Source organism: Streptomyces sp. CNH189 (assembly GCF_000527195.1).
In genome coordinates this window covers 135,134-153,542 of record NZ_AZUS01000017.1, presented here as the reverse complement: position 1 = coordinate 153,542, position 18,409 = coordinate 135,134, and the positions used below count along the sequence as shown (strand labels likewise).

Sequence of the window (18,409 nt, the reverse complement as noted above, 5' to 3'; positions counted from 1 at the left end):
GGATGGGGAGGCGCGGAAGGGGACCCGGAAGGGCTGACGGCCCCTCAACGCCCGCGGGCACGTCGCGAGTCCGCCGGGCGGGGCGTGGACTCCCGTTCGGGACTGCCTACTTCACCGGCAGGTGGTACGCGGCGCGGTAGCGGTCCGCGGGGACGACGACGTCGGCGGTCTCGACCGGGCGGCCGGAGGCGAAGTAGGTGCGCTGGATGACCAGGACGACATGGCCCGGGACTCCGCCGAGCAGCACCAGCTCCTCCGCGAGGCCGGGGCGGGCGCCGACCTCCTCCGTCACGTTGTCCACGATCACGTCGATGGCGCGCATGCGCTCGACGACGCCCATGCCGCCCAGCGGGCCCTCCTCGGGCAGCATCACGGGCGTCCGGCCGGTGAGCGCCAGCGGCTCCCAGGAGGTGGAGAGCATCATCGGCTCACCGGCCTCCCGGAAGAGGTACTTGGTGCGCATCACGCGGTCCCCGGGGTCGACGCCGAGCCGCTGGGCGATGTCCACGCAGGCGTCCGTCTGCTCGCTGCTGGACTCCCAGGTGCCCCGCACGCCGATGTCGGCCTGCTCCTGACGGAAGGGCGTCGCCCCCCGCTCCGGGCGGAACCCGGAGCGGGCCACCCGCCGGGGCTCGGGCCGCTCCCGCACATACGTCCCCGAGCCCGAGCGGCCCTCGACGAGGCCCTCGGCCATCAGCACCTTGCGCGCCTCCAGCGCCACCGTGTCCGAGACGCCGTACTCCTCGCGGATGCGGGCCTGGGAGGGGAGCCGGGTGTGGGGCGGCAGCAGACCGTCGACGATCTTCTGTCGGAGATCACCCGCGACGCGCAAGTACGCCGGCTGCTCACCGAATGTCACTGGCCACTCCCATCAGCTTGTACAGACAGCAACAGAGTGGCAACCCTGGGTTGTCCGAAGCAAGCGCAGGCCAAACAATCACTCGATGTGATGACTTCTGCCGCATGAGGGCTTTACGCAGGCACTTTCTCCCCACTATGGGCGCGCTCACACCTGCATGTCGCCGGCTTCCGGCTCGCGCTCGGCGTCCTCGTCGTAGTCGGGCGGCGAGGAGGCCAGGCCCAAAGCTTCGCGGGTGGTGACGGACTGGGCGGGGTCGGTCAGCTCCCAGGCCTTCTCCTCACGTAGCCAGTAGCCGTCCGGGTCGGTGGCGTCCGCCGCCTTCCCCCAGGCGACGCGCGCCTTCCCGAGGTCCGCGATCAGGTCCTCCACCGGCTGCTGCGCCGCGGCCGGCCACGCGTGCGCGCGCAGCTGCCTGATCTGCTCGGCGAGGGCCTCCTCGACCTGTCCGGCCCACTCCCGGTCGTCGCTCACGTCGTCGTCCGGGTAGTCGGACCCGGGCACCTCGTCCAACGCGACGTTGAGGACCTCCGCCGCCTCCAGATAGGCCAGTTGGTGGGCGTCGAGCGTGGTCTCGTCGCGGCGCAGCGAACCGGTGGAGCGGCTCCCGTCCTCGCGGCCCAGCACACAGGCGATGGAGCGGTCACCGAAGGCCCAGCTCTGCCGCGACGGGGCGAAGTAGTAGACGCCGACCTCACCGGGCAGGGCCCAACTGTCCCTCACATAGGCGTCCTGCAGCTCGTAGCACCGGTCCTCCCCCAGGTCGACGAGTCGGTCGTCCCCGGGGAAGTCACCTCCGGGGACGGTGACGAGGGCGAAGACCTCACCGTCGTGCCGCTCGGCGCAGGGCACCCGGTCGACCTCCGTGGTCCACCCCTCCAGTCCGCCGGGCGAGGTGAAGCAGTCGCCCTTGCGCAGCGAGAGGACGCTGTTGCCGCTCGTCCCGTCCCGGAAGCCCTCCCAGGCGTCCGCCGCGACACCGCTGGCGAGCGACACCGCCCACAGCACGAGCCCGAGCGAGGACATCACGATCCCGGTGACCGCCATCCCCAGCCCGCGCTCACCCCGCCGTTTGATCTGCCGCAGCGCGATCAGGCCCAGCACCAGCCCGAAGGCGGGCAGGAAGCACAGCAGACCGAGCACCAGGGCCGCGATGGCGACACCGTTGACGGCGGCGGGCGGCCGGGGCCCGTACGGACCGTAGAGACCGTACGGACCGTAGAGACCGTGCGGCGCGGGACCGGGCCGGCCCTGGTGGGGGAACTGCGGCGGCTGGGCGCCGCCTTCGTACTGCGGCCCGGGGGGCGGAGGTATCGACACGAGGCGCATCGTAAGCGGACGGTGACGCGCACCGCCCCCGGGGAGGCTCCCCGAGGACAGGCCCTGCCCCTGGGGGACGTCCCCCAGGGGCAGGGCTTCCGGTCCCCAGGGGACGTCCCCTGGGGGCGGGGCTTCCGGTCCCGCCGGACCGGAAGGCGCACGCGACCGCGCCGGTGCCGGTCCGCTCAGCCCACGTACAGCAGGCGGTTGGGCGAACCGCTGCCCGGGCTGCCGACCACACCGGTGGTGGCGGCGGAGGTCAGCGCGGACGAGACCTGGGCGGGGCCGGCCGACGGGTTCCCGGCCAGGTACAGGGCCGCGGCACCGGCGACGTGCGGGCTCGCCATGGAGGTGCCGGAGATGGTGTTGGTGGCCGAGTCGCTGGTGCGCCAGGCGGAGGTGATGGAGGAGCCCGGCGCGAACAGGTCCACCACCGAGCCGTAGTTGGAGTAGCTGGCGCGGGCGTCGGTGGAGGTGGTGGCGCCGACCGTGATCGCCTCGGTCACCCGGGCCGGGGACTTGGTGGAGGCGTTGGTGGACTCGTTGCCGGCCGCGACGACGAAGGTGACGCCGGCCGAGACGGCGTTGCGGACGGCCGCGTCGAGCGTGCTGTCCGCGCCGCCGCCGAGCGACATGTTGGCGACGGCCGGCTTGACCGCGTTGCGCGCCACCCAGTCGATGCCGGCGACGACCTGGGCGGTGGTGCCGGAACCGGAGTTGTTCAGGACCCGGACGCCGACGATCCTCGCCTTCTTGGCGACGCCGTACGCGCTGCCCGCGACGGTGCCGGCGACGTGGGTGCCGTGGCCGTTGCCGTCCTGGGCGACGCTGTCGCGGTCGACGGCGTCGTAGCCGTTGGAGGCACGGCCGCCGAAGTCGTTGTGGCTGATGCGGACGCCCGTGTCGATGATGTACGCCGTCACGCCCTGCCCGGCCGAGTCCGGGTAGGTGTAGGCCCGGTTGACCGGCCGGTTGCGCTGGTCGATGCGGTCCAGGCCCCAGGAGGGCGGGTTGGACTGGGTCGCGGTGATCGTGAAGGTGCGGTTCTGCACCACGGAGGCGACGGCCGGGTCGGCGGCGAGGCGTTTCGCCTCGGCCTCGGACGCCTCGATCTCGTAGCCGTTGAGCGCCTTGCTGTAGGTGCGCTCGATGTCGGCGCCGTACTTCTCCGCCAGGGCCCGGCCCTTGGTGGTGGTCGAGCGGGCCTCGTCGGCCTTCAGGGTCACGATGTAGCTGTCGGCGACGGCGTTCGCGGCGCCCGCGTACTGGATGCGGCCTTCGGGAGCGGGCGCTGCCGCCCCTGCGGGGAGTGCGGAGACCAGGCCCGCGACGAGTGCCACGGAGGCCGCGGCACCGAGGGTGGCCAGTCTTCGCCGGGGGTGACGCATCACTGCCATGTGAGGGTTCCTCCTCAGTCGGTGGTGCGCGTTCTGTGTGGGGGGTGGTGCGGTGACGCACGGGTCCGCCTGCGACGGAGGCACTTCATGTCGGGAGCATGACAAGGGCGGCCGAGGCGTCCGTGTGCGTCAGCCGAAAGATTGAGGGTTCTACAGGAATTGCACAAGGGCGCCTCGGCGACGTACGGACTTCGCCGTTCCGATCCGGACACCGGGCGTCAGGCACCGCGCGCCGGGCGTCGGGCGCCGGGCACCGCGCGCCGGGCGCCGGGCGCCGGGCACAGATGCGGCACAGGCAGCCCATGGACTCCGCCCCCACCCCCGTTAACATGTTCGAACTCACCACGGATGTCCTCATTCACCGGCTGACCACCGGACGACCCTGCCCCTCAGCGCGATGTGCCACGTGCGCACAAAACGAGAACATAGGCCGAACAGTTGATAACCGAACCGACTCGAACACCGCCGCGGGACGACCGCGGGACGCAGCCCGCCGCGTGGCGCCGGCCCCGCGTGGTCCTGTGGACCGCGGCGGGTGCGGTGACGCTCGGCTTCCTCGTCGCGCTGGAGATCGTGGCGCGCGGCTACGGCTTCTCGGGACCGATCACCGAGCAGTCCCGGGAAGTGATCTTCAAGCCCGAGTCGGGTCCGCTGCTGTACGGCGGGCTGGCGCTGACCATGGTGGTGCTCACCTGGCGGCAGCGGCTGATCGCGCTGGGCGTCGCCGCCGGCGTGGACATCGTCTTCTTCCTGGTGCGGTGGGCGGCCGGCGCCGACCTGAACTTCGGCAACGGCGCGCTGTGGGTGGTGCTGGGCGTCGCGGTCCTCGGCGTCACGCGCCGCACCGGGCAGGAACGGTTGCTGCTGCTGAAGGGCACCGGTCTCGGCCTGCTGCTGGTGGCCGGCCACAAGACCGGTGACACCTGGCTGCTGATCACCTCGGAGACCCGGCCGACCGTGCTCGACGCCTACGTGGCGGCCGCGGACCACGCCCTGGGCGACCCGTCCTGGATGATGGGCCGCCTGCTGGAGGCCACCGCGCCGGTCAGCACGGGCGTCCTGCACGTGGTCTACGGCCAGCTCCCGCTGGCCGCCGCGCTCGTCGGCCTCTACCAGCTGCGCCGGGTGGCCGTGGACCGCCGCTTCCCCGCCCACCACCTGGTGCGCACGTTCCTCGTGATAGGCCTGCTCGGGCCCGCGATCTACATGATCTTCCCGGTCGTCGGCCCGATCTTCACCTACGGTGCCGACGGCGGCGCCTACGCGGTGGCGAACCTCTGGCCGGACACGCTGCCCCCGGTCACCGGCCCGCAGCCCATCCCGTTCGACGACATCACCCCGCGCAACTGCATGCCCAGCCTCCACACCGCCTGGGCCGTCACGCTCTTCGTGCACACCCGCCAGGGGTCCCGGGCGATGCGGTACGCGGGCACGTTCTGGCTGGTCGGCACGCTTTCCGCGACGATGGGCTTCGGCTACCACTACGGCGCCGACCTGCTCGCCGGCGTGGTGTTCGCGCTGACCATCGAGACGGCGGTGCGGTGCTCCGCACACGGCTGGAACCGGTCCGCCGTCCGGCTGGTCGTCCTCGGCTCCGCGGTCTTCGCCGCGCTGCTGTCGGCGTACCGCTGGATGCCGGTGGAGCTGGCCGCCCGCCCGTGGCTGTACGGCCCGCTCCTCCTCCTGGCGACGGGCACCGTGATCTACGCGTACGTCCGTACGGCGCGGGGGCAGGACACGGAGGCAACCGTCCCGGGACCTCGTTCGGCACCGGAGGCGGTGGAGCCGGCGGGGTCGGTCGGGTCGCGGGAGGAGTCGGTCGAGCCGGCGGAACCGGCGGAACCGGCGAAGTCGACCGAGCCCCGGAAGACGGCCGGACCCTCGAAGTCCCCGGAATCGAGTGAGACCCCAAAGTCGCCCGGGTCCCCGGACGCACGGCCGGAACTGGTCTGACGGCCCGGGCAGGTCACGGCCGGAAGCGCGCGGTCGCTTTCGCCCGCCGCCGTGACCGGTGGTCGCGCCACTTGGTGACGAGCCACAGGACGTTGACCCCGCCCAGGGTGACCAGTACCGCCACCGAGTCGGCGTGGACGGCGGCGCCCTTCCCGGGCGCCAGGCCGCGTACGGCGCGGACCAGCAGGGCGATGTCGAGGGGCAGGGTGACGGCGGCCATGAAGGCCAGACAGGCCACCGTGCCGACGACGAGGACGACGCTGTAGAGGCGGACCGCCCGGCGCTCGTGGGCGGGCAGCCGGGCTGTCGGGTCGCCTCCCCCGGCCACCCCGCCGCCGTCCGCCTTGTCCCCGGCCACCCCGTCCCCGTCCGCCTTGTCCCCGGCCACCCCGTCCCTGTCCTCTGCCGCCGCCGTACGGACGCCGGGGCGCAGCGCCCTCAGCGCCCGCACCGCCCGGCGGAAGTGGTGGCGGGCGTGGGCGAGACCGTCGCCGTACAGGTCCCGGCAGCCGGTCAGGTCCTGCAGGACGAAGTACACGTCGGTGCGGGTGAACACCATCAGCTGGAACGGCAGCGGCATCAGGGCCAGCAGCAGGCCCGCGGCCGTGAGCCGGTGGGCCGTCGACCCGGCGTCCGTCCCGGCCAGGACCAGGACCAGGACCGAGGCGACGGACAGGTTGAGCGCGATGCCGGACAGGTAGGCCGTCAACCGGTGGCGGCGCGGGGCGAGTTCGATACCGCTGATGTCGGTCTGCATGACCAGGAACTGCAGCCGCGTGCCCAGCCGCATCCGTCCTGGGACGCCGGCTGCGCGGGCGCTGACCAGATGGGCCAGTTCGTGGGCCAGCAGCAGCGCCCACCCGGTGGCCGCCCCGCTGAGCAGCACCACGCTGCCGTGCGGGCTCCACAGCAGGTCCCGGTAACCGGGCAGCAGGCCGGGGCGGCGCAGCAGGGTGACGAGGGCCGCCGCCAGCAGCACGGCGACCGCCACGGGCAACGCGGGGTGCAGGGCGAACCGGACGTGGCCGGGCCGCAGCCACGGCAGGGAGGCACGCGGCGGCTCGGGGTCGGGCAGCGCCTGCTCCCCGACGCGGGCGACGAATCCGAGGGCAGCCAGGTCCTCGACGAACTCCGAGATCTCGAAGGCCTCACCCGTCTCGGCGCGCAGCCTCTCCTGCGTACGGGCCACGCTCAGCCCCTCACCGAGCAGTTCCACCGCCCGCGCCCCGGCGGTCGGCAGGGCGACGAAGGTGCGGGTGGCCATGCGGCCCACGATCCATTCGTCCCGGTCGCGCCGCATCGCGAGGTCGTGCAGGACGACGCGGGCCGACGGTTCGACGCGGGGCGGGGATCCCTCGGAGGTGTCCGTGCCCGTGCCCGTGTCCGTGTCCGTGCTCGTGCTCGTGTCCGTGCTCGTGCTCGGGCTCGGGCCCGTCATGGGGCCTCCCCGGGGTGCGGGGTCGCCGCCGGCCGCGTACCGCAGGCGGGACAGTCGTCACGCCGTTCGGAGCGTTGCATGACCGGGTCGCCCGGCACCATCAGGTTGAGGCCGAAGCGGCAGCCGGGTTCGACCGGCGGGATGCCGCAGAGCAGGGTGACGGCGGCGTGGGCGAGCAGGCTGCCGGACAGGCCCGCGGTCACGGCGTTGACCGGGTTCCACGGCATGCGGGGCGAGGCGACGTCCTCGTCCTGGCCGGGTGCGAGGCGCAGGTCACGCCGTTCGACCTCGGCGTCGCGCAGGCACTGCCAGCAGGCGCCCCGGCCGGGTGCGAACATCCCGACGCTGACCAGCGGCCCGCGGTAGCCGGCCTCGGCCCACGGGGTGCCGGTGTCCAGGCACACCCGGTTCACCCATCGGCGGATCACCGGGGGACGGTCGGCGGCGAGGAGCAGCAGGTCGTAGCGGGCGGGTGAATCGACGTCCGGACGGAGGGGTGAAGGCACGGTGACGAACCCGGGGACGGCGTTGGACTCAGGGACGGCGCCAAACCCAGGGACGCCGTCCGGCGCGCGGGTGAGCAGGTCCTCCAGGTCCGCGGGACCACGCACCTCGCGGCGCTCGCCGGTGACCGTGGTGTCGGCGTTGAGGGCGCGCAGCGCGGCCAGTGCCGCGTCCAGTTTGGGCCTGCCCAGGTCTCCCTCGCCGAACAGCGTCTGCCGGTTGAGGTTGGACAACTCGACGACGTCCGGTTCGACGCAGTGCAGGTGCCCCACACCGGACGCCACGAGGTCCCGCGCGGCGGCTCCGCCGGTGCCTCCGACGCCGACCAGCAGCACCCGGGCCCGCCGCAGCAGCATCTGCGGGTCCCAGGCGCTCTCCCGGGGCCGGAGGTCCATCCAGCGCAGCAGGGTCATCCCCCTGCCGTAGCGCTCGCGTTCGCGCGCGGACAGTTCGGCGGGCGGCGGGGCGCCGGCGTCCTCCACGTACCCGGCCCCGGTCAGGTCGTCCATCGCCTGGACGATGTCCTCGGCCCGCAGGTCGAGCCGGGGGTGGCACCGGGACACCTCGGCGACGACGCCGTCGGGCCCGCGCGTGCCGTCCATCGCCTCGACGAGGGTCCACACCCACCCGTCGGGGTCCCGGATCTCGGCTCCGATGCCGTGGACGACGCCGCCGATCCGTACGTCGCCGTCCACGGTCCGGTAGGCCCGGTGCTCCGGCTTGACCCGAGGCCGCCGCATCGTACGGACCGTGGCCTGTCCCGCTGTCCACACCGTCATCTTCGCGCCAATCTCGTCGGCCTCAACTACCGCACCCGCAACGCTCATTGACAACGATTGCCCAGCCGACGAACCCTGGCAAGCGCACATCTGGTCCTCGTGCGACAACCATCAAGGGGAGGAACGGCATGGCGAACAAGATCGAGATCCGTCCGCTGGACAAGAAGGAGACCACCGGCGACAGCGGTGGCAACGGCGGCGCCTGACGGACGCCCAGGATGGACCGCTACCTGACGGTCGCGGACGTCTCCGCGTCGGCGCGGCGGCTGGTCGCCCGGTACCCGGGCGCCGGCCGCCTGCGCCGTGTCGGCACGTCCCGCGCCGGCCGCCCCCTGGAGACGCTGTCCGTCGGCCACGGGCCGCACCACGTCCTGGTGGTCGCCCGGCCGCACCCCGACGAGCCGGTCGGCGCCGCGACGGCGCTCGCGCTGGCGGAGCGGGTGGCACGCGGCGACGGACGCACCGCGGCGACCGACCCGGCCCGCGTCACCTGGGACTTCGTGCTGTGCCTGGACCCGGACGGCGCCGCGCTGAGCGAGGGCATCGAGGAGGCCACGGCCGGCCCCGCTCCCTCCTTGGAGCACTACTTCCGCAGCGCTTTCCGTCCGGTCGCGGCGGAGCAGCCCGAGTGGGCGCCGATCGTGCCGCGGCATCTCCCGGAGAGCCAGGCCCTGTTCGACCTGATCGAGACCTACCGCCCGGTCCTGCAGTGCTCCCTGCACGGCATCGAGGCCGGCGGCGCCTTCGTACAGCTGACGGACGCCCTCCCAGGCCTCACCGCACCCTTCCACACGGCCGCCGCCGACCTCTCCGTCCCCGTCCAGCACGGCACGTTCGACGCCCTGTACTGGGAGAACCCCGCCCCCGGCGTCCACGTCCTCCCGCCGCCGGAGGGCACCGGCCGGCTGGCGGCCGGTTCCGAGAACATCGGCCGGTCCACGTGGTGCGCGCCGCAGCGGTACGGCGGTGTCACGGCGATCGTCGAGGTGCCCATGTGGGCGAGCGTCCTGGCCGACGCTCCGTCCCCGCACCCCGACGCCCTGCGCGCCCTGCGCGGCCTGTCCCGGCTGGTGCGGGACGGCGGCGAGCAGGTGACCGCGGTCCTCGACAAGGCGCGCGGGCTGCTGCCGCCGGCGGAGGAGAGCGCGCCCCGGCGCGTACTGGAGTGGATGGCGGACGGCCTGTACGACCTGGTCGCCGACTCCTGGGAGCCCCTGGCGCGGCAGGCCGCCGAGGGCTCGGAGCCGCTGACCACCTCGCAGGTGTGCGCCCTGGACGTGGTGGCCCGCCGCCAGCCGCTCCGCGCGGCGGGACTGCTGCTGCGCCTGCTGTCGGCCTCGGACGACCCGGCCGCCCCCGCGCTTCACGACGAGCTGCACGCCCTCTTCAGGGCCTGGTGCGCGGACTTCGCGCAGGCCCTGGCCCTGCGCTGGGTCCCGGTGCGCGACCAGGTGGACCTCCAGTCACGCACGGTTCTGGCGGCGGCGGAGTGCGCGGTACGAGCGGCGCGTCGCTGACCTCTCAGGTCGGGTCCCCTGACCACGACCCTCCGCCTGGAGGAGTCCTCCCTGGTGCGCCTCCCCGACATCCACCAGGACCACCTCCGCGCGACCGGAGACGCCGACGCCTACGCGGAGGAGGTGACGGCCTTCTTCACGGCGGCCTTCGCCCCCCTCACAACGGCCACGCAGCAGCGGGCCGTTACCAACATCGAGGTTACTGACATCGAGGTTAGTAACATCGAAGTTAGTAACATCGAAGTTGGTAACCAGCCCCGTCGGAGCACCCCCACATCACCGGGCGGTTGGCGGACGTGTACTCCTCGGCGATGGTGAAGACGCTGCCGCAGCGGGGGCATTCGGCGTGGCCGAAGAGGTGGGTGATGCCGTCGGCGAGGGCGCCCTGGCCGTCGCGGACGGCCGTGGCGTACATCCGTCGGCCGACGCCGGACAGGGCTGCCGGGTCCGCGGGCCTCAGGTCGCGCCGGCCCACGTCTCCGAGGTGCCAGTCCCGGATCGCCGAGTAGCGCCCGTACGCGCCGATGGCGATCGTCACGTCGACGGCGCAGTGCGGGCAGGCGACCTCGTAGAAGTCGTCCGAGAAGTCCCCGAGGACGGCGCTCCAGTGGTACTGCTCCTCGGTCGCCAGCAGAAAGCGGAAGCTCGCCAGGTAGTCGTCCGGGCGCGACCGCAGGTGCCGGTCGAGGATGTCGCGGAACGTCCTGATCGCGTCGGCGCAGCCCGGCAGCAGGTCGTCACAGCCGTGAGGGGACGGGACGCACATCACGATCAGCCCGGCGAGCTCGCGCGCCCGCGCACTGTGCGACGTAAGAGGCACCAGACGCGGCAGTGCGGCGAAGCCGGCGGGAAAGACCGTCGCACATTCGAGCAGCAGCCGGTGCCCCAGCTCGTCCCACGCCTCGGCGTCGTCCCCCCGCTCGACCCGCCCCAGCAACTCGGGAACGCGATCGACGTCCCCGAAACAGTCGTACATCCCCGCCCAGTCCACGGCCCGAGTATGCAGGCGTGCGGCCGGCCGCACTCAGCCGGTCTACCGGACCGAAGGGCCCCTTAATCGGGTGCCGTGGGGCTCCCGTTCGTCAGGCCCAGGCGGGTCTGTTCCTCCTCGACGATCTGGCGGGCCAGCTCGGTGTCCGACACGTCGACCGCGTCCGGGGTCGCTTCGGCCACGGCGCTGCGGCGGGCGTAGGCGTCGAACAGGCGGGTCTTCTTCTCCAGCATCGTCACCATGCGTTCGTCCACTCCTCCGGTGGCGAGCAGGCGGTGCACACGTACCGGCCTGACCTGGCCCATGCGGTGGGCCCGGGCGACCGCCTGGTGCTCGATGGTCGGCTTGATCTGCGGTTCGCAGATGACGACGACGGAGGCGGCCTGCATGTTGAGGCCCACCCCGGCCGCCTGCACCTGCGCCAGAAGCACCGCCGGCCCCTGCACACCGGCGAAGTCGTCGACGATCTGCTGCCTCCGTGCTGCCGAGACGCCTCCGGTGAGCGGGCCGAACACCGCGGCGCCGGCAACGAAGTCCGCGGCGAGCGCTGCCTCCACCACGGCCAGCACGTCCTTGAAGTAGGAGAAGACCACCGTCTTCTGCCCGTTCTCGCCGGCCTCCTGGACGATCTCGCGGAGGCGGGCCAGCTTGGCCGACTTCCCGGGGCGTGCGTACGCGGCCCTGCGCATCGCCATGAAGTTGCCGGCGCGCACGGCTTCGCGGTACGCCTCCTCGTCCGCCGCGCTCAGCTCCTCCCACTCGTCGGTCTGCTGAAGACTGGGAAGTTCCGTGAGCACGTCCTCCTGGTTGCGCCTCAGGTAGACCGGGGCGACGGTCCTGCGGAAGGCGGCCGATCCCACCAGGGCGCCTCGCTCGCCCAGGGAGTCCGCGACCTTCGCGTCGAGCATCCGGACCAGGTTGCGGAACTCCGCGGCCCGGTTCTCCATCGGGGTTCCGGTCATGAAGAGGCTGCGCTCACAGCGCTCGGTCCACAGCGCGACCGTCTCGGACCGCTTGGCCCTCGGGTTCTTCACGGAGTGCGCTTCGTCGACGACGAGCACGCCGACCTCCCCGCCGCCGGGCACCGGGAAGCCGCGCAGTGCGTCGAACGTGGTCACCCCCACCCCGCCCCGGCCCTTCCAGTCCGCGAACGCGTCGTGCCGGTCGGGACCGTGGAGCACCGTGACGCGCAGGGCGCTACGGGCCTCGATCTCCCGGGTCCAGTTCACGAGGACGCTCGCCGGACAGACGACCATGAAGTGGCTCTGCCCTTCGGCGGCCAGGTGTGCCAGCACGGCGATCGCCTGGATGGTCTTCCCAAGACCCATCTCGTCGCCGAGTATCACCTTGCGCTGGGCGAGGGCGAAGCGCGCACCGAACGCCTGGTAGCCACGCAGGGAGACCCGGCGGTGCGCGTCGTCGAGGTGCTGGGTCCGTACCCGCTCGGCGATCTCCTCCGGCAGGAAGCCCTCGGCCGCGGCCGTGTCGGGCGGCCGGCCGGCGATCTCGGCGAGCAGGCTGTAGTACTCGGCGGAACGGAGTTCGAAGTCCACCCAGGCCGCGACGTCGGACGGGGATCCGCGCAGCAGGTCCACCGATGTCTGGGCGAGCAGCTCGGGCAGGCCCGCCTGCTCGGCCTCCTCCACCAGCGAGCGGATCTCGTCGACCGCCACGAGGGCACGCGCCCTCTTCTCCTGGCCGGCCAGGAGCATCCTGATGCGTCCGGCGGCGGGCCGCGCCTCGGCCAGCAACGGGCCGAGCCGCTCCGACAGGGCCGCGGCCCGCTCCACCGCACGCCGGGCCTCCGGTCCCGCCTCCACCAGGACGTGCAGGGCCGTGACCAGTGCGGTGGTCCTCGGCTTCGGCCGGTCCACGTCCAGGTGGACGGCCACCGTCTCGTGCACGGCCTCGGAGAGCCGGCGAGCCGCGGCGAGCATCTGATCGACCGTGCGCTGCCCCACCCCGGGAATCTGCCGCAGCCGGTAGGGGCCCGCTTCGAGGACACTGCTTACCGTGCGCAGGCCGCCGCCCTCCACGTTCCCCAGCCGCAGGCGTCCTTCGGTGACGTCCTGGAGCCTGGCGACGGGAAGGGTGTCGAGCTCCCGCTTGACCGCAGCGTCGTGGAGCGGCCGCAGCGCCGCCCTCACCGCGTCGACGGCCTTGCCGTGGTCGGCGGTCACGGCCCGCGCCGACTCGTGGAGCCGCGCTCCCCTCACAACGGCGTCCCGCTCGCCCCGCCCCACCCCGCGCCCCTTCCCACTTGACCGACGCCGACGAGAACAAGAGGGCCTGACCCGCGTCCTCGCAGGCCAGGCCACTCACGGGGAGGAGATCAGACGTTGAAGCGGAACTCCATCATAAGGCTCTGACCTGCGGAAACGCGCGCGTATCCAGCACCCATCCGACACAGGCGCCGCGACAAGATGCAAGAAGACTCAAGATCACCAAAGTACCCTCCAGCGTCCGCAGATGTACGAAGTTTGCGAGATGGGAGCAGGATGGACGCCGCGCATACTGCAGCTCAGAGGAGTCTTCCAGCGACACCAGGTACTCAGAGCGTCACGGCGACTCTCTGGACGACGAGCGACCCCAGGGAGAAGCGCCCCGCCGACACAGCTCAAGTGGAGGCGCAGGAAGGCGAAACACAAGGCGGTGACGCCATCGCCCTCGTCCTAGGTCGGGCCCATACGCCGTACAGCGACTACCGCGCTAAGATCATCGGCCAGCGGTAGCTCCACAGTCCGCAGGGCAGGATGGCCCAGCCAGTGGAGCCGGGCAGTGTCGGGACGACCAGCGTAAGAGGGCGGCCAGGTCTGGGAAGGCGTGAAATCGTCGACGACGAGCACTCCACCCGGAACGAGTAGGCGCTCGGGATCCGCAGCACCGCCGCCCTTGGCCTGGCCACCGCCGTCAAGCACAAGCAAGTCGTACGGCCCGTGCGCGTATATATGAGTCCAGTCGGCGCACAACACGCGTACCTGCGGCACATGGGAGAAGACGTCGGCAGCAACCTTCGCCCGCGCCGGATCTCGCTCCACACTGAGCAGTTCCACGTTCGGGGCCGCTCCGCTGGCCAGCCAGGCAAGACCCACCCCACATCCGGTGCCCGTCTCGGCGATGCGCTGTCGGGCGCCGCCGGCCAGCACTTGCAGTAGTCGGCCTTGCTCGGGGCGGCAGGAGTAGCCGAAGCCATAGCGTTGGGCAGCGTCGAGGGCGCGCTCGACAAGCGGGGGCAGCGGCCCGCTGTGCAGGCGGTAGGCAGCAGTGCCGTTCATCGACATGACGGCAAGTATGGCCTCTACGGTCAGCCGGTCACATCAAGCACCTTCTGACGAATCCGAGTTGATGCCCGGCTATGCTGAGGCGGCACCACCAGGTCCGGTATCGCCTGTAGTCCGACGGGAGTGAATCGGCTTGCTTGTCGACGCAATCGGATGCCCCTACCGAACAACAACGCCGGCTGTTCGCCCTGATCCGTGCGCCGACTACCTCTCCCTCAAAGGCGGCGATCGGGTTGAGTGGGACGAGTTCCTCGGTGTATGGGTGGTGACCGGATACACCGAGGTGGCGCAATTGCTACGGAATCCGGCTCTGTCTTCCGGCTGGCCGACGCAGGGTGGCACAGCGCTGCACGAGGACACCCCGGACAGTGGCAGCGGCTCACGGACCAACTCCGTTGTACGTCGCTGGTTCATGTTCAACGACGATCCACGCCATGCCCGGTTACGTAAAATCGTGGCGCCACTCTTCACGGCAGAGCGCGTCGACGGCACTCGTTCTTTTGTCGAATCGACGGTGACAGATCTGCTCGCCGGGGTCGGAAACAGCCTCGATGTGATGTCCGATCTGGCGATTCCGCTCTCCAGCCGCGTGATCTGTCACGTACTCGGCCTGCCCCGTGACGTCGCGCCACGACTGCGGTCATGGACCCAGGACATCGACGCCCTGTTGAGAGCCGACTATCTCCCTCAGGCGCGGGAACAAGGGGACCGTGCCGTGCGCGAGATATCCGACGCGGTCGAATCCGTCCTGCGCGCCGGTAGCGCCGACGACGGCACCGGGATCAGTCTGCTGCACCGAGCCTTTCACGCGGGAGAGATCGAGCGGGAAGACGTACTGGCCACTGCGAGCCTCCTCGTCCATGCTGGATTTGAGACCACCTCCACCTTCATCGGCAAGGCGGTCCGAGCCGCGATCCATACCGGCACCTGGCAGCAACTGACCGTTCCCCAGGCCGGAATGGCGTTGGAGGAACTACTCAGATTCGACACCTCGGTACAGCAGGTCGCCCGGGTGGCGCGAGAGCCGGTGAGCATAGCCGACCGACGTATCGAGGCGGGTGATCTGGTCCTGCTCATGCTGGGGGTCGCCAACCGAGACCCGGCGGTGTTCTCCACGCCCGACCGACTGGAACCCGGGCGGGAAATCAAACGGCTCCTGACCTTCGGTCTCGGCGCCCACTACTGCCTCGGGGCCCGACTGGCCAGGCTGGAAGCCGAGGTGGCACTTCAAGCTCTGGCATCGAGATCGAGCACTCTGTCTTTCGCCGCGCCTCCCGTCAGTCGATCACACAACGGGGTGACGGTGCTCGAGCGGCTCGACGTGGCATTCGCGTAGGTATTGAGGAGGGGGTTACCAGAATGCGGACCATATGGGATGTCGTCACGGAACAGTGCGAACGCACGCCGACGGCGGTCGCGGCTGTCGGCACACGCCGGTACACGTACGAGGACTTCACCGAACGAGCACTGGCGCTTTCCAAGACCGCCTTGGACGGAGTGCCGCGCGGTTCCCTGATCGCTCTCGACACCAGCAATCCGGTGAGCGCCTCGATCGCGATGCTGGCCGCGGCCCGATGCGGCTGTGCCGTGCTTCCGCTGAACAGTGAGAGCCCGTCGGCCCACCGGGAAAAAGTGTTCTCCGACGCCCGCCCCGCGCTGGTCTTGAAGTCCGTCGAAGAAGGGCTCTTCACTGCCAAGGTCACCGCTCACGGGCAGGACGGGGAAGCGGCCCCTGTGCCCTTCTCGGAAATCGCCTATGTGATGTACACATCCGGCTCCACCGGGCAGCCCAAGGGCGTCATGGTTCCGCACAAGGCCCTCCTCGCCCGACTGTCGGGGCTGGCCGCGGTGCCCGGATTCGCCCCCGGCGAATCCATCGTCGCCATGACCGCTCTGTCGTTCGACATTTCGATGGCAGAGCTGCTGCTGCCTCTTTCGGTCGGGGGTACATTCATCGCTGCTCCCACGGATGCCCGGACGGATCCTGACACCTTCGCTGAATTCGTCAGACTGCATACCCCCGACATCATCCAGGCGACTCCGAGTTTCTGGCGCCTTGCTTCGGCGGGCGGCTGGGAAGGTGCGACCGACAGCCGAATCTGGTGTGGAGGCGAACCGCTGACTCAGAGCCTGGCAGCGCAACTGCTCGGCTGTGCGCGGGAACTGTGGAATCTGTACGGCCCCACCGAGGCAACCATCTTCGCGACGGCAGCACGGATCGAATCGGCCGACTCGATCCCCTTGGGATCCGCGCTGCCCGGCTCGGGGGTCGCGCTGGACGGGCCGACGACGGGCGAAGGCGAACCAGAGGAGGGAGAGATCCTGCTCTTCGGTGAGGGTCTGGCTGCGGGGTATCTCGGCCAAGAGGAGCTGACCCGCCGACGCTTTCACCTCCATGACACCCCACAGGGGCGACAGATGGTCTACCGGACAGGCGACCGCGGACGTCGCCTGGCTGACGGCCGCCTGTTCTTCCTCGGACGCGACGACGATCAGGTCAAACTGCGCGGTCACCGTATCGAGCTCGGCGAGGTCGAGGCGACGCTGGAGGAACACCCGGCGGTCACGGAGACCGTAGTGGTACTGCGGGACCGCGACCGGCCGGAGCGCGCCTACCTGGAGGCGCTGGTCGTGGCCGGCGTGGAGGTCACGCCGGCCGACCTCAGGCAGTGGATCCGTGACCGTCTGCCAGTGAGTCACTGCCCGGCGAAGTTCACCGTCCTGGACTCTCTGCCCCGTACGACTGCGGGCAAAGTGGACCGCGCCCGGCTGGCCTCCTGACCCACTGACCAGTGGATCAGGAGGCCAGGGCGGCCATGTCGGTGAATGCCGTGCGAAGCCCCTCCAACAGCGCCATCCCGGTCACCTCGTCGATGTAGTCCGCGCGCCAGGCGAGGTACACTCGCCAGCCCCCGTCCGGCCGCGGGATGGCTTCGACGAGGAGGTCAAGGCTGCTGAGGGGCTGCGGAACACGGACGGCCTCGAGCAGGACCGTGTCGTCGAGCACGACTCGAGGTGGGTCGTTCTGCAGCACGACCCATGCCTGGAACCACGGGTGGCGGCTGCGGTCCGGGCCCAGCAGCCGGACGACTTCGTTGAACGGCGTCCGCCCGTGCTCCATGGCCGAGGTGAGCACCTCGGCCGAGCTGCTCAGCAGTTCTCCTGCAGTCTGCTCGGACGCTCCCTGGAGCACCAGCGCCAGGGGGTTGATGAAGCACCCGATGACCGGTTCGAGCGCGGTCGCCACCCGGCCGGCCGTCACGGTGCCGAGGCACAGGTCCGGCACGCCGAAGACTCCCGACATCGCTCGGCCGGCGGCGGCCAGCAGGGCGGCGCCGGGGGGACCGCTGTGCCGGGCGGCGGCCCCGATCAGCCGACCCACGGTCTCCCGGTCAAGGTCGAACGACTCTTCCCTCCGCGCTGCTTGTGCGCTGTCCGGCGGGGCGGGCAGGAACGGCGGGGGTGCTTGGCTCAAGTGCTCCCGCCAGAACGGGATGTCGTTCTCCTGCCAGCGTTCGGTCTCCGCCCGCTCCCACCGGCTGTACGACTCATAACTGACAGGCGGTGCTTGCAAGTCTCCGCCTGCATAGGCCGTGGCGAGGTCCTCTATCAGCAGCTTCTCCGACCAGCCGTCGAACGCCAGATGGTGCATCTGAAGGCAGAGCATGTGGCGGCCTTCGTCCAGTGCACAGAGCCGTGCGCGCAAAGGAGGATCCGCCTCGAGGTCGAACGGCGTCTCCCACCAGTCCGAAATGAGCCTGGCGGCCAATGTCTCCAAGTCTTCAGCGCCGGAAACGTTCGCTGCCGGACGCTGTTCGAGGGTGAGCGCCGCGGTCGGCCGAGCCACCTGGGTGGGCTCGAGACTCACCTCGTCGATCGGGTAGACCGTGCGCAGCACCGCATGGTGCTCGATCACTCGAAGAAGCGCCGACTCCAGCCTCGTCGGATCGAGGTCACCGGAGAGGAAATAGGCGTGCTCGATCGTGCCGTCGGCATGCCCGGGGTTGAACTGCTCGGCCAGCCACAGTCTTTCCTGGGAATGGGCCAGCGGGGCGGGCTTGTCCTGGGGAGGCGGAAACGGCGTGGCCGTCTCACTGTTCCCGCCCGTAGCGCCCTCCAGCTCCATGAGACCGGACACGGTCGGGGCTCCACTGATCATGCGCAGGGGAACCCTGAACCCGAGCCGCTTGGACAACTCGCGCTGAAGTACGACGAGCAGGATGGAGTTTCCACCCGCATCGAAGAAATTCTCGTCATCGGAGGCGGGATCGGATTCCAGTACGGTCCGCCACGCCTGCACGATCGCGTCCCGTCGTGCATTGACATTACTCACCCAGATCGCCTCTCTGCCGGGCGCGCCGGCGCACCCT

General features: G+C 71.0%; 13 protein-coding genes and 1 pseudogene. 5 read left to right on the top strand and 9 right to left on the bottom strand.

Features of this window, described 5'->3' with window-relative positions; all coding sequences use genetic code 11:
• Positions 1–106 precede the first annotated feature (106 nt).
• The 3 genes and pseudogenes from B100_RS0122895 to B100_RS0122885 all read right to left on the bottom strand — a co-directional run.
• Positions 107–859, bottom strand: coding sequence for a GntR family transcriptional regulator (locus B100_RS0122895; protein ID WP_024886744.1), 753 nt, complete (start codon positions 857–859; stop codon positions 107–109).
• 147 nt (positions 860–1,006) lie between these two features.
• Positions 1,007–2,188, bottom strand: a complete 1,182-nt coding sequence (locus B100_RS0122890) for a DUF4190 domain-containing protein (RefSeq protein ID WP_037723276.1) — start codon at positions 2,186–2,188, stop codon at positions 1,007–1,009.
• Positions 2,189–2,367: 179 nt separating this feature from the next.
• Positions 2,368–3,576, bottom strand: a pseudogene (locus B100_RS0122885) (S8 family peptidase); the annotation flags it as partial.
• 513 nt (positions 3,577–4,089) lie between these two features.
• Between B100_RS0122885 and B100_RS0122880 the strand changes: the two are divergent.
• Positions 4,090–5,529, top strand: a complete 1,440-nt coding sequence (locus B100_RS0122880) for an inositol phosphorylceramide synthase (RefSeq protein ID WP_051490035.1) — start codon at positions 4,090–4,092, stop codon at positions 5,527–5,529.
• 13 nt (positions 5,530–5,542) lie between these two features.
• On the opposite strand, the gene B100_RS0122875 is transcribed toward B100_RS0122880, so the two are convergent.
• A complete protein-coding gene (locus tag B100_RS0122875) occupies positions 5,543–6,967 on the bottom strand; it encodes a hypothetical protein (protein ID WP_024886740.1) in 1,425 nt (474 codons plus the stop codon).
• Positions 6,964–8,211, bottom strand: coding sequence for a ThiF family adenylyltransferase (locus tag B100_RS0122870; RefSeq protein ID WP_037723309.1), 1,248 nt, complete (start codon positions 8,209–8,211; stop codon positions 6,964–6,966). Before B100_RS0122870 ends, B100_RS0122875 begins: the two co-directional genes overlap by 4 nt.
• Before the next feature lie 86 nt (positions 8,212–8,297).
• Between B100_RS0122870 and B100_RS37000 the strand changes: the two genes are divergently transcribed.
• The gene (locus B100_RS37000; RefSeq protein ID WP_158686744.1) at positions 8,298–8,456 is read left to right on the top strand and encodes a hypothetical protein; all 159 of its coding nucleotides are present in this window, start codon (positions 8,298–8,300) and stop codon (positions 8,454–8,456) included.
• A 12-nt stretch (positions 8,457–8,468) separates the two neighbouring features.
• Positions 8,469–9,767, top strand: a complete 1,299-nt coding sequence (locus tag B100_RS0122865; RefSeq protein WP_024886738.1) for a M14 family zinc carboxypeptidase — start codon at positions 8,469–8,471, stop codon at positions 9,765–9,767.
• A gap of 229 nt (positions 9,768–9,996) precedes the next feature.
• Here B100_RS0122865 and B100_RS0122860 read toward each other — a convergent pair whose 3' ends face one another.
• The 3 genes from B100_RS0122860 to B100_RS0122850 all read right to left on the bottom strand — a co-directional run bounded on the left by B100_RS0122860 (position 9,997) and on the right by B100_RS0122850 (position 14,039).
• On the bottom strand, positions 9,997–10,758 hold the full coding sequence (locus tag B100_RS0122860; RefSeq protein ID WP_024886737.1) for a hypothetical protein: 762 nt from the start codon (positions 10,756–10,758) through the stop codon (positions 9,997–9,999).
• Positions 10,759–10,820: 62 nt separating this feature from the next.
• A complete protein-coding gene (locus tag B100_RS0122855; protein ID WP_486585681.1) occupies positions 10,821–12,974 on the bottom strand; it encodes a DEAD/DEAH box helicase in 2,154 nt (717 codons plus the stop codon).
• Positions 12,975–13,430: 456 nt separating this feature from the next.
• A complete protein-coding gene (locus B100_RS0122850; protein ID WP_024886735.1) occupies positions 13,431–14,039 on the bottom strand; it encodes a class I SAM-dependent methyltransferase in 609 nt (202 codons plus the stop codon).
• Between the two features lie 133 nt (positions 14,040–14,172).
• Here B100_RS0122850 and B100_RS0122845 point away from each other — a divergent pair, with 133 nt between their 5' ends.
• Both B100_RS0122845 and B100_RS0122840 read left to right on the top strand, forming a co-directional pair.
• Positions 14,173–15,375 carry a cytochrome P450 gene (locus B100_RS0122845; protein WP_024886734.1) on the top strand — a complete coding sequence of 401 codons (1,203 nt, stop codon included), beginning with the start codon at positions 14,173–14,175 and terminating at the stop codon, positions 15,373–15,375.
• 23 nt (positions 15,376–15,398) lie between these two features.
• The gene (locus tag B100_RS0122840; RefSeq protein ID WP_024886733.1) at positions 15,399–16,820 is read left to right on the top strand and encodes an amino acid adenylation domain-containing protein; all 1,422 of its coding nucleotides are present in this window, start codon (positions 15,399–15,401) and stop codon (positions 16,818–16,820) included.
• Positions 16,821–16,836: 16 nt separating this feature from the next.
• Here B100_RS0122840 and B100_RS0122835 read toward each other — a convergent pair whose 3' ends face one another.
• Positions 16,837–18,372 (bottom strand): condensation domain-containing protein, encoded by a 1,536-nt coding sequence (locus tag B100_RS0122835; protein WP_158686743.1) that lies wholly within the window; start codon positions 18,370–18,372, stop codon positions 16,837–16,839.
• Positions 18,373–18,409: the final 37 nt, after the last annotated feature.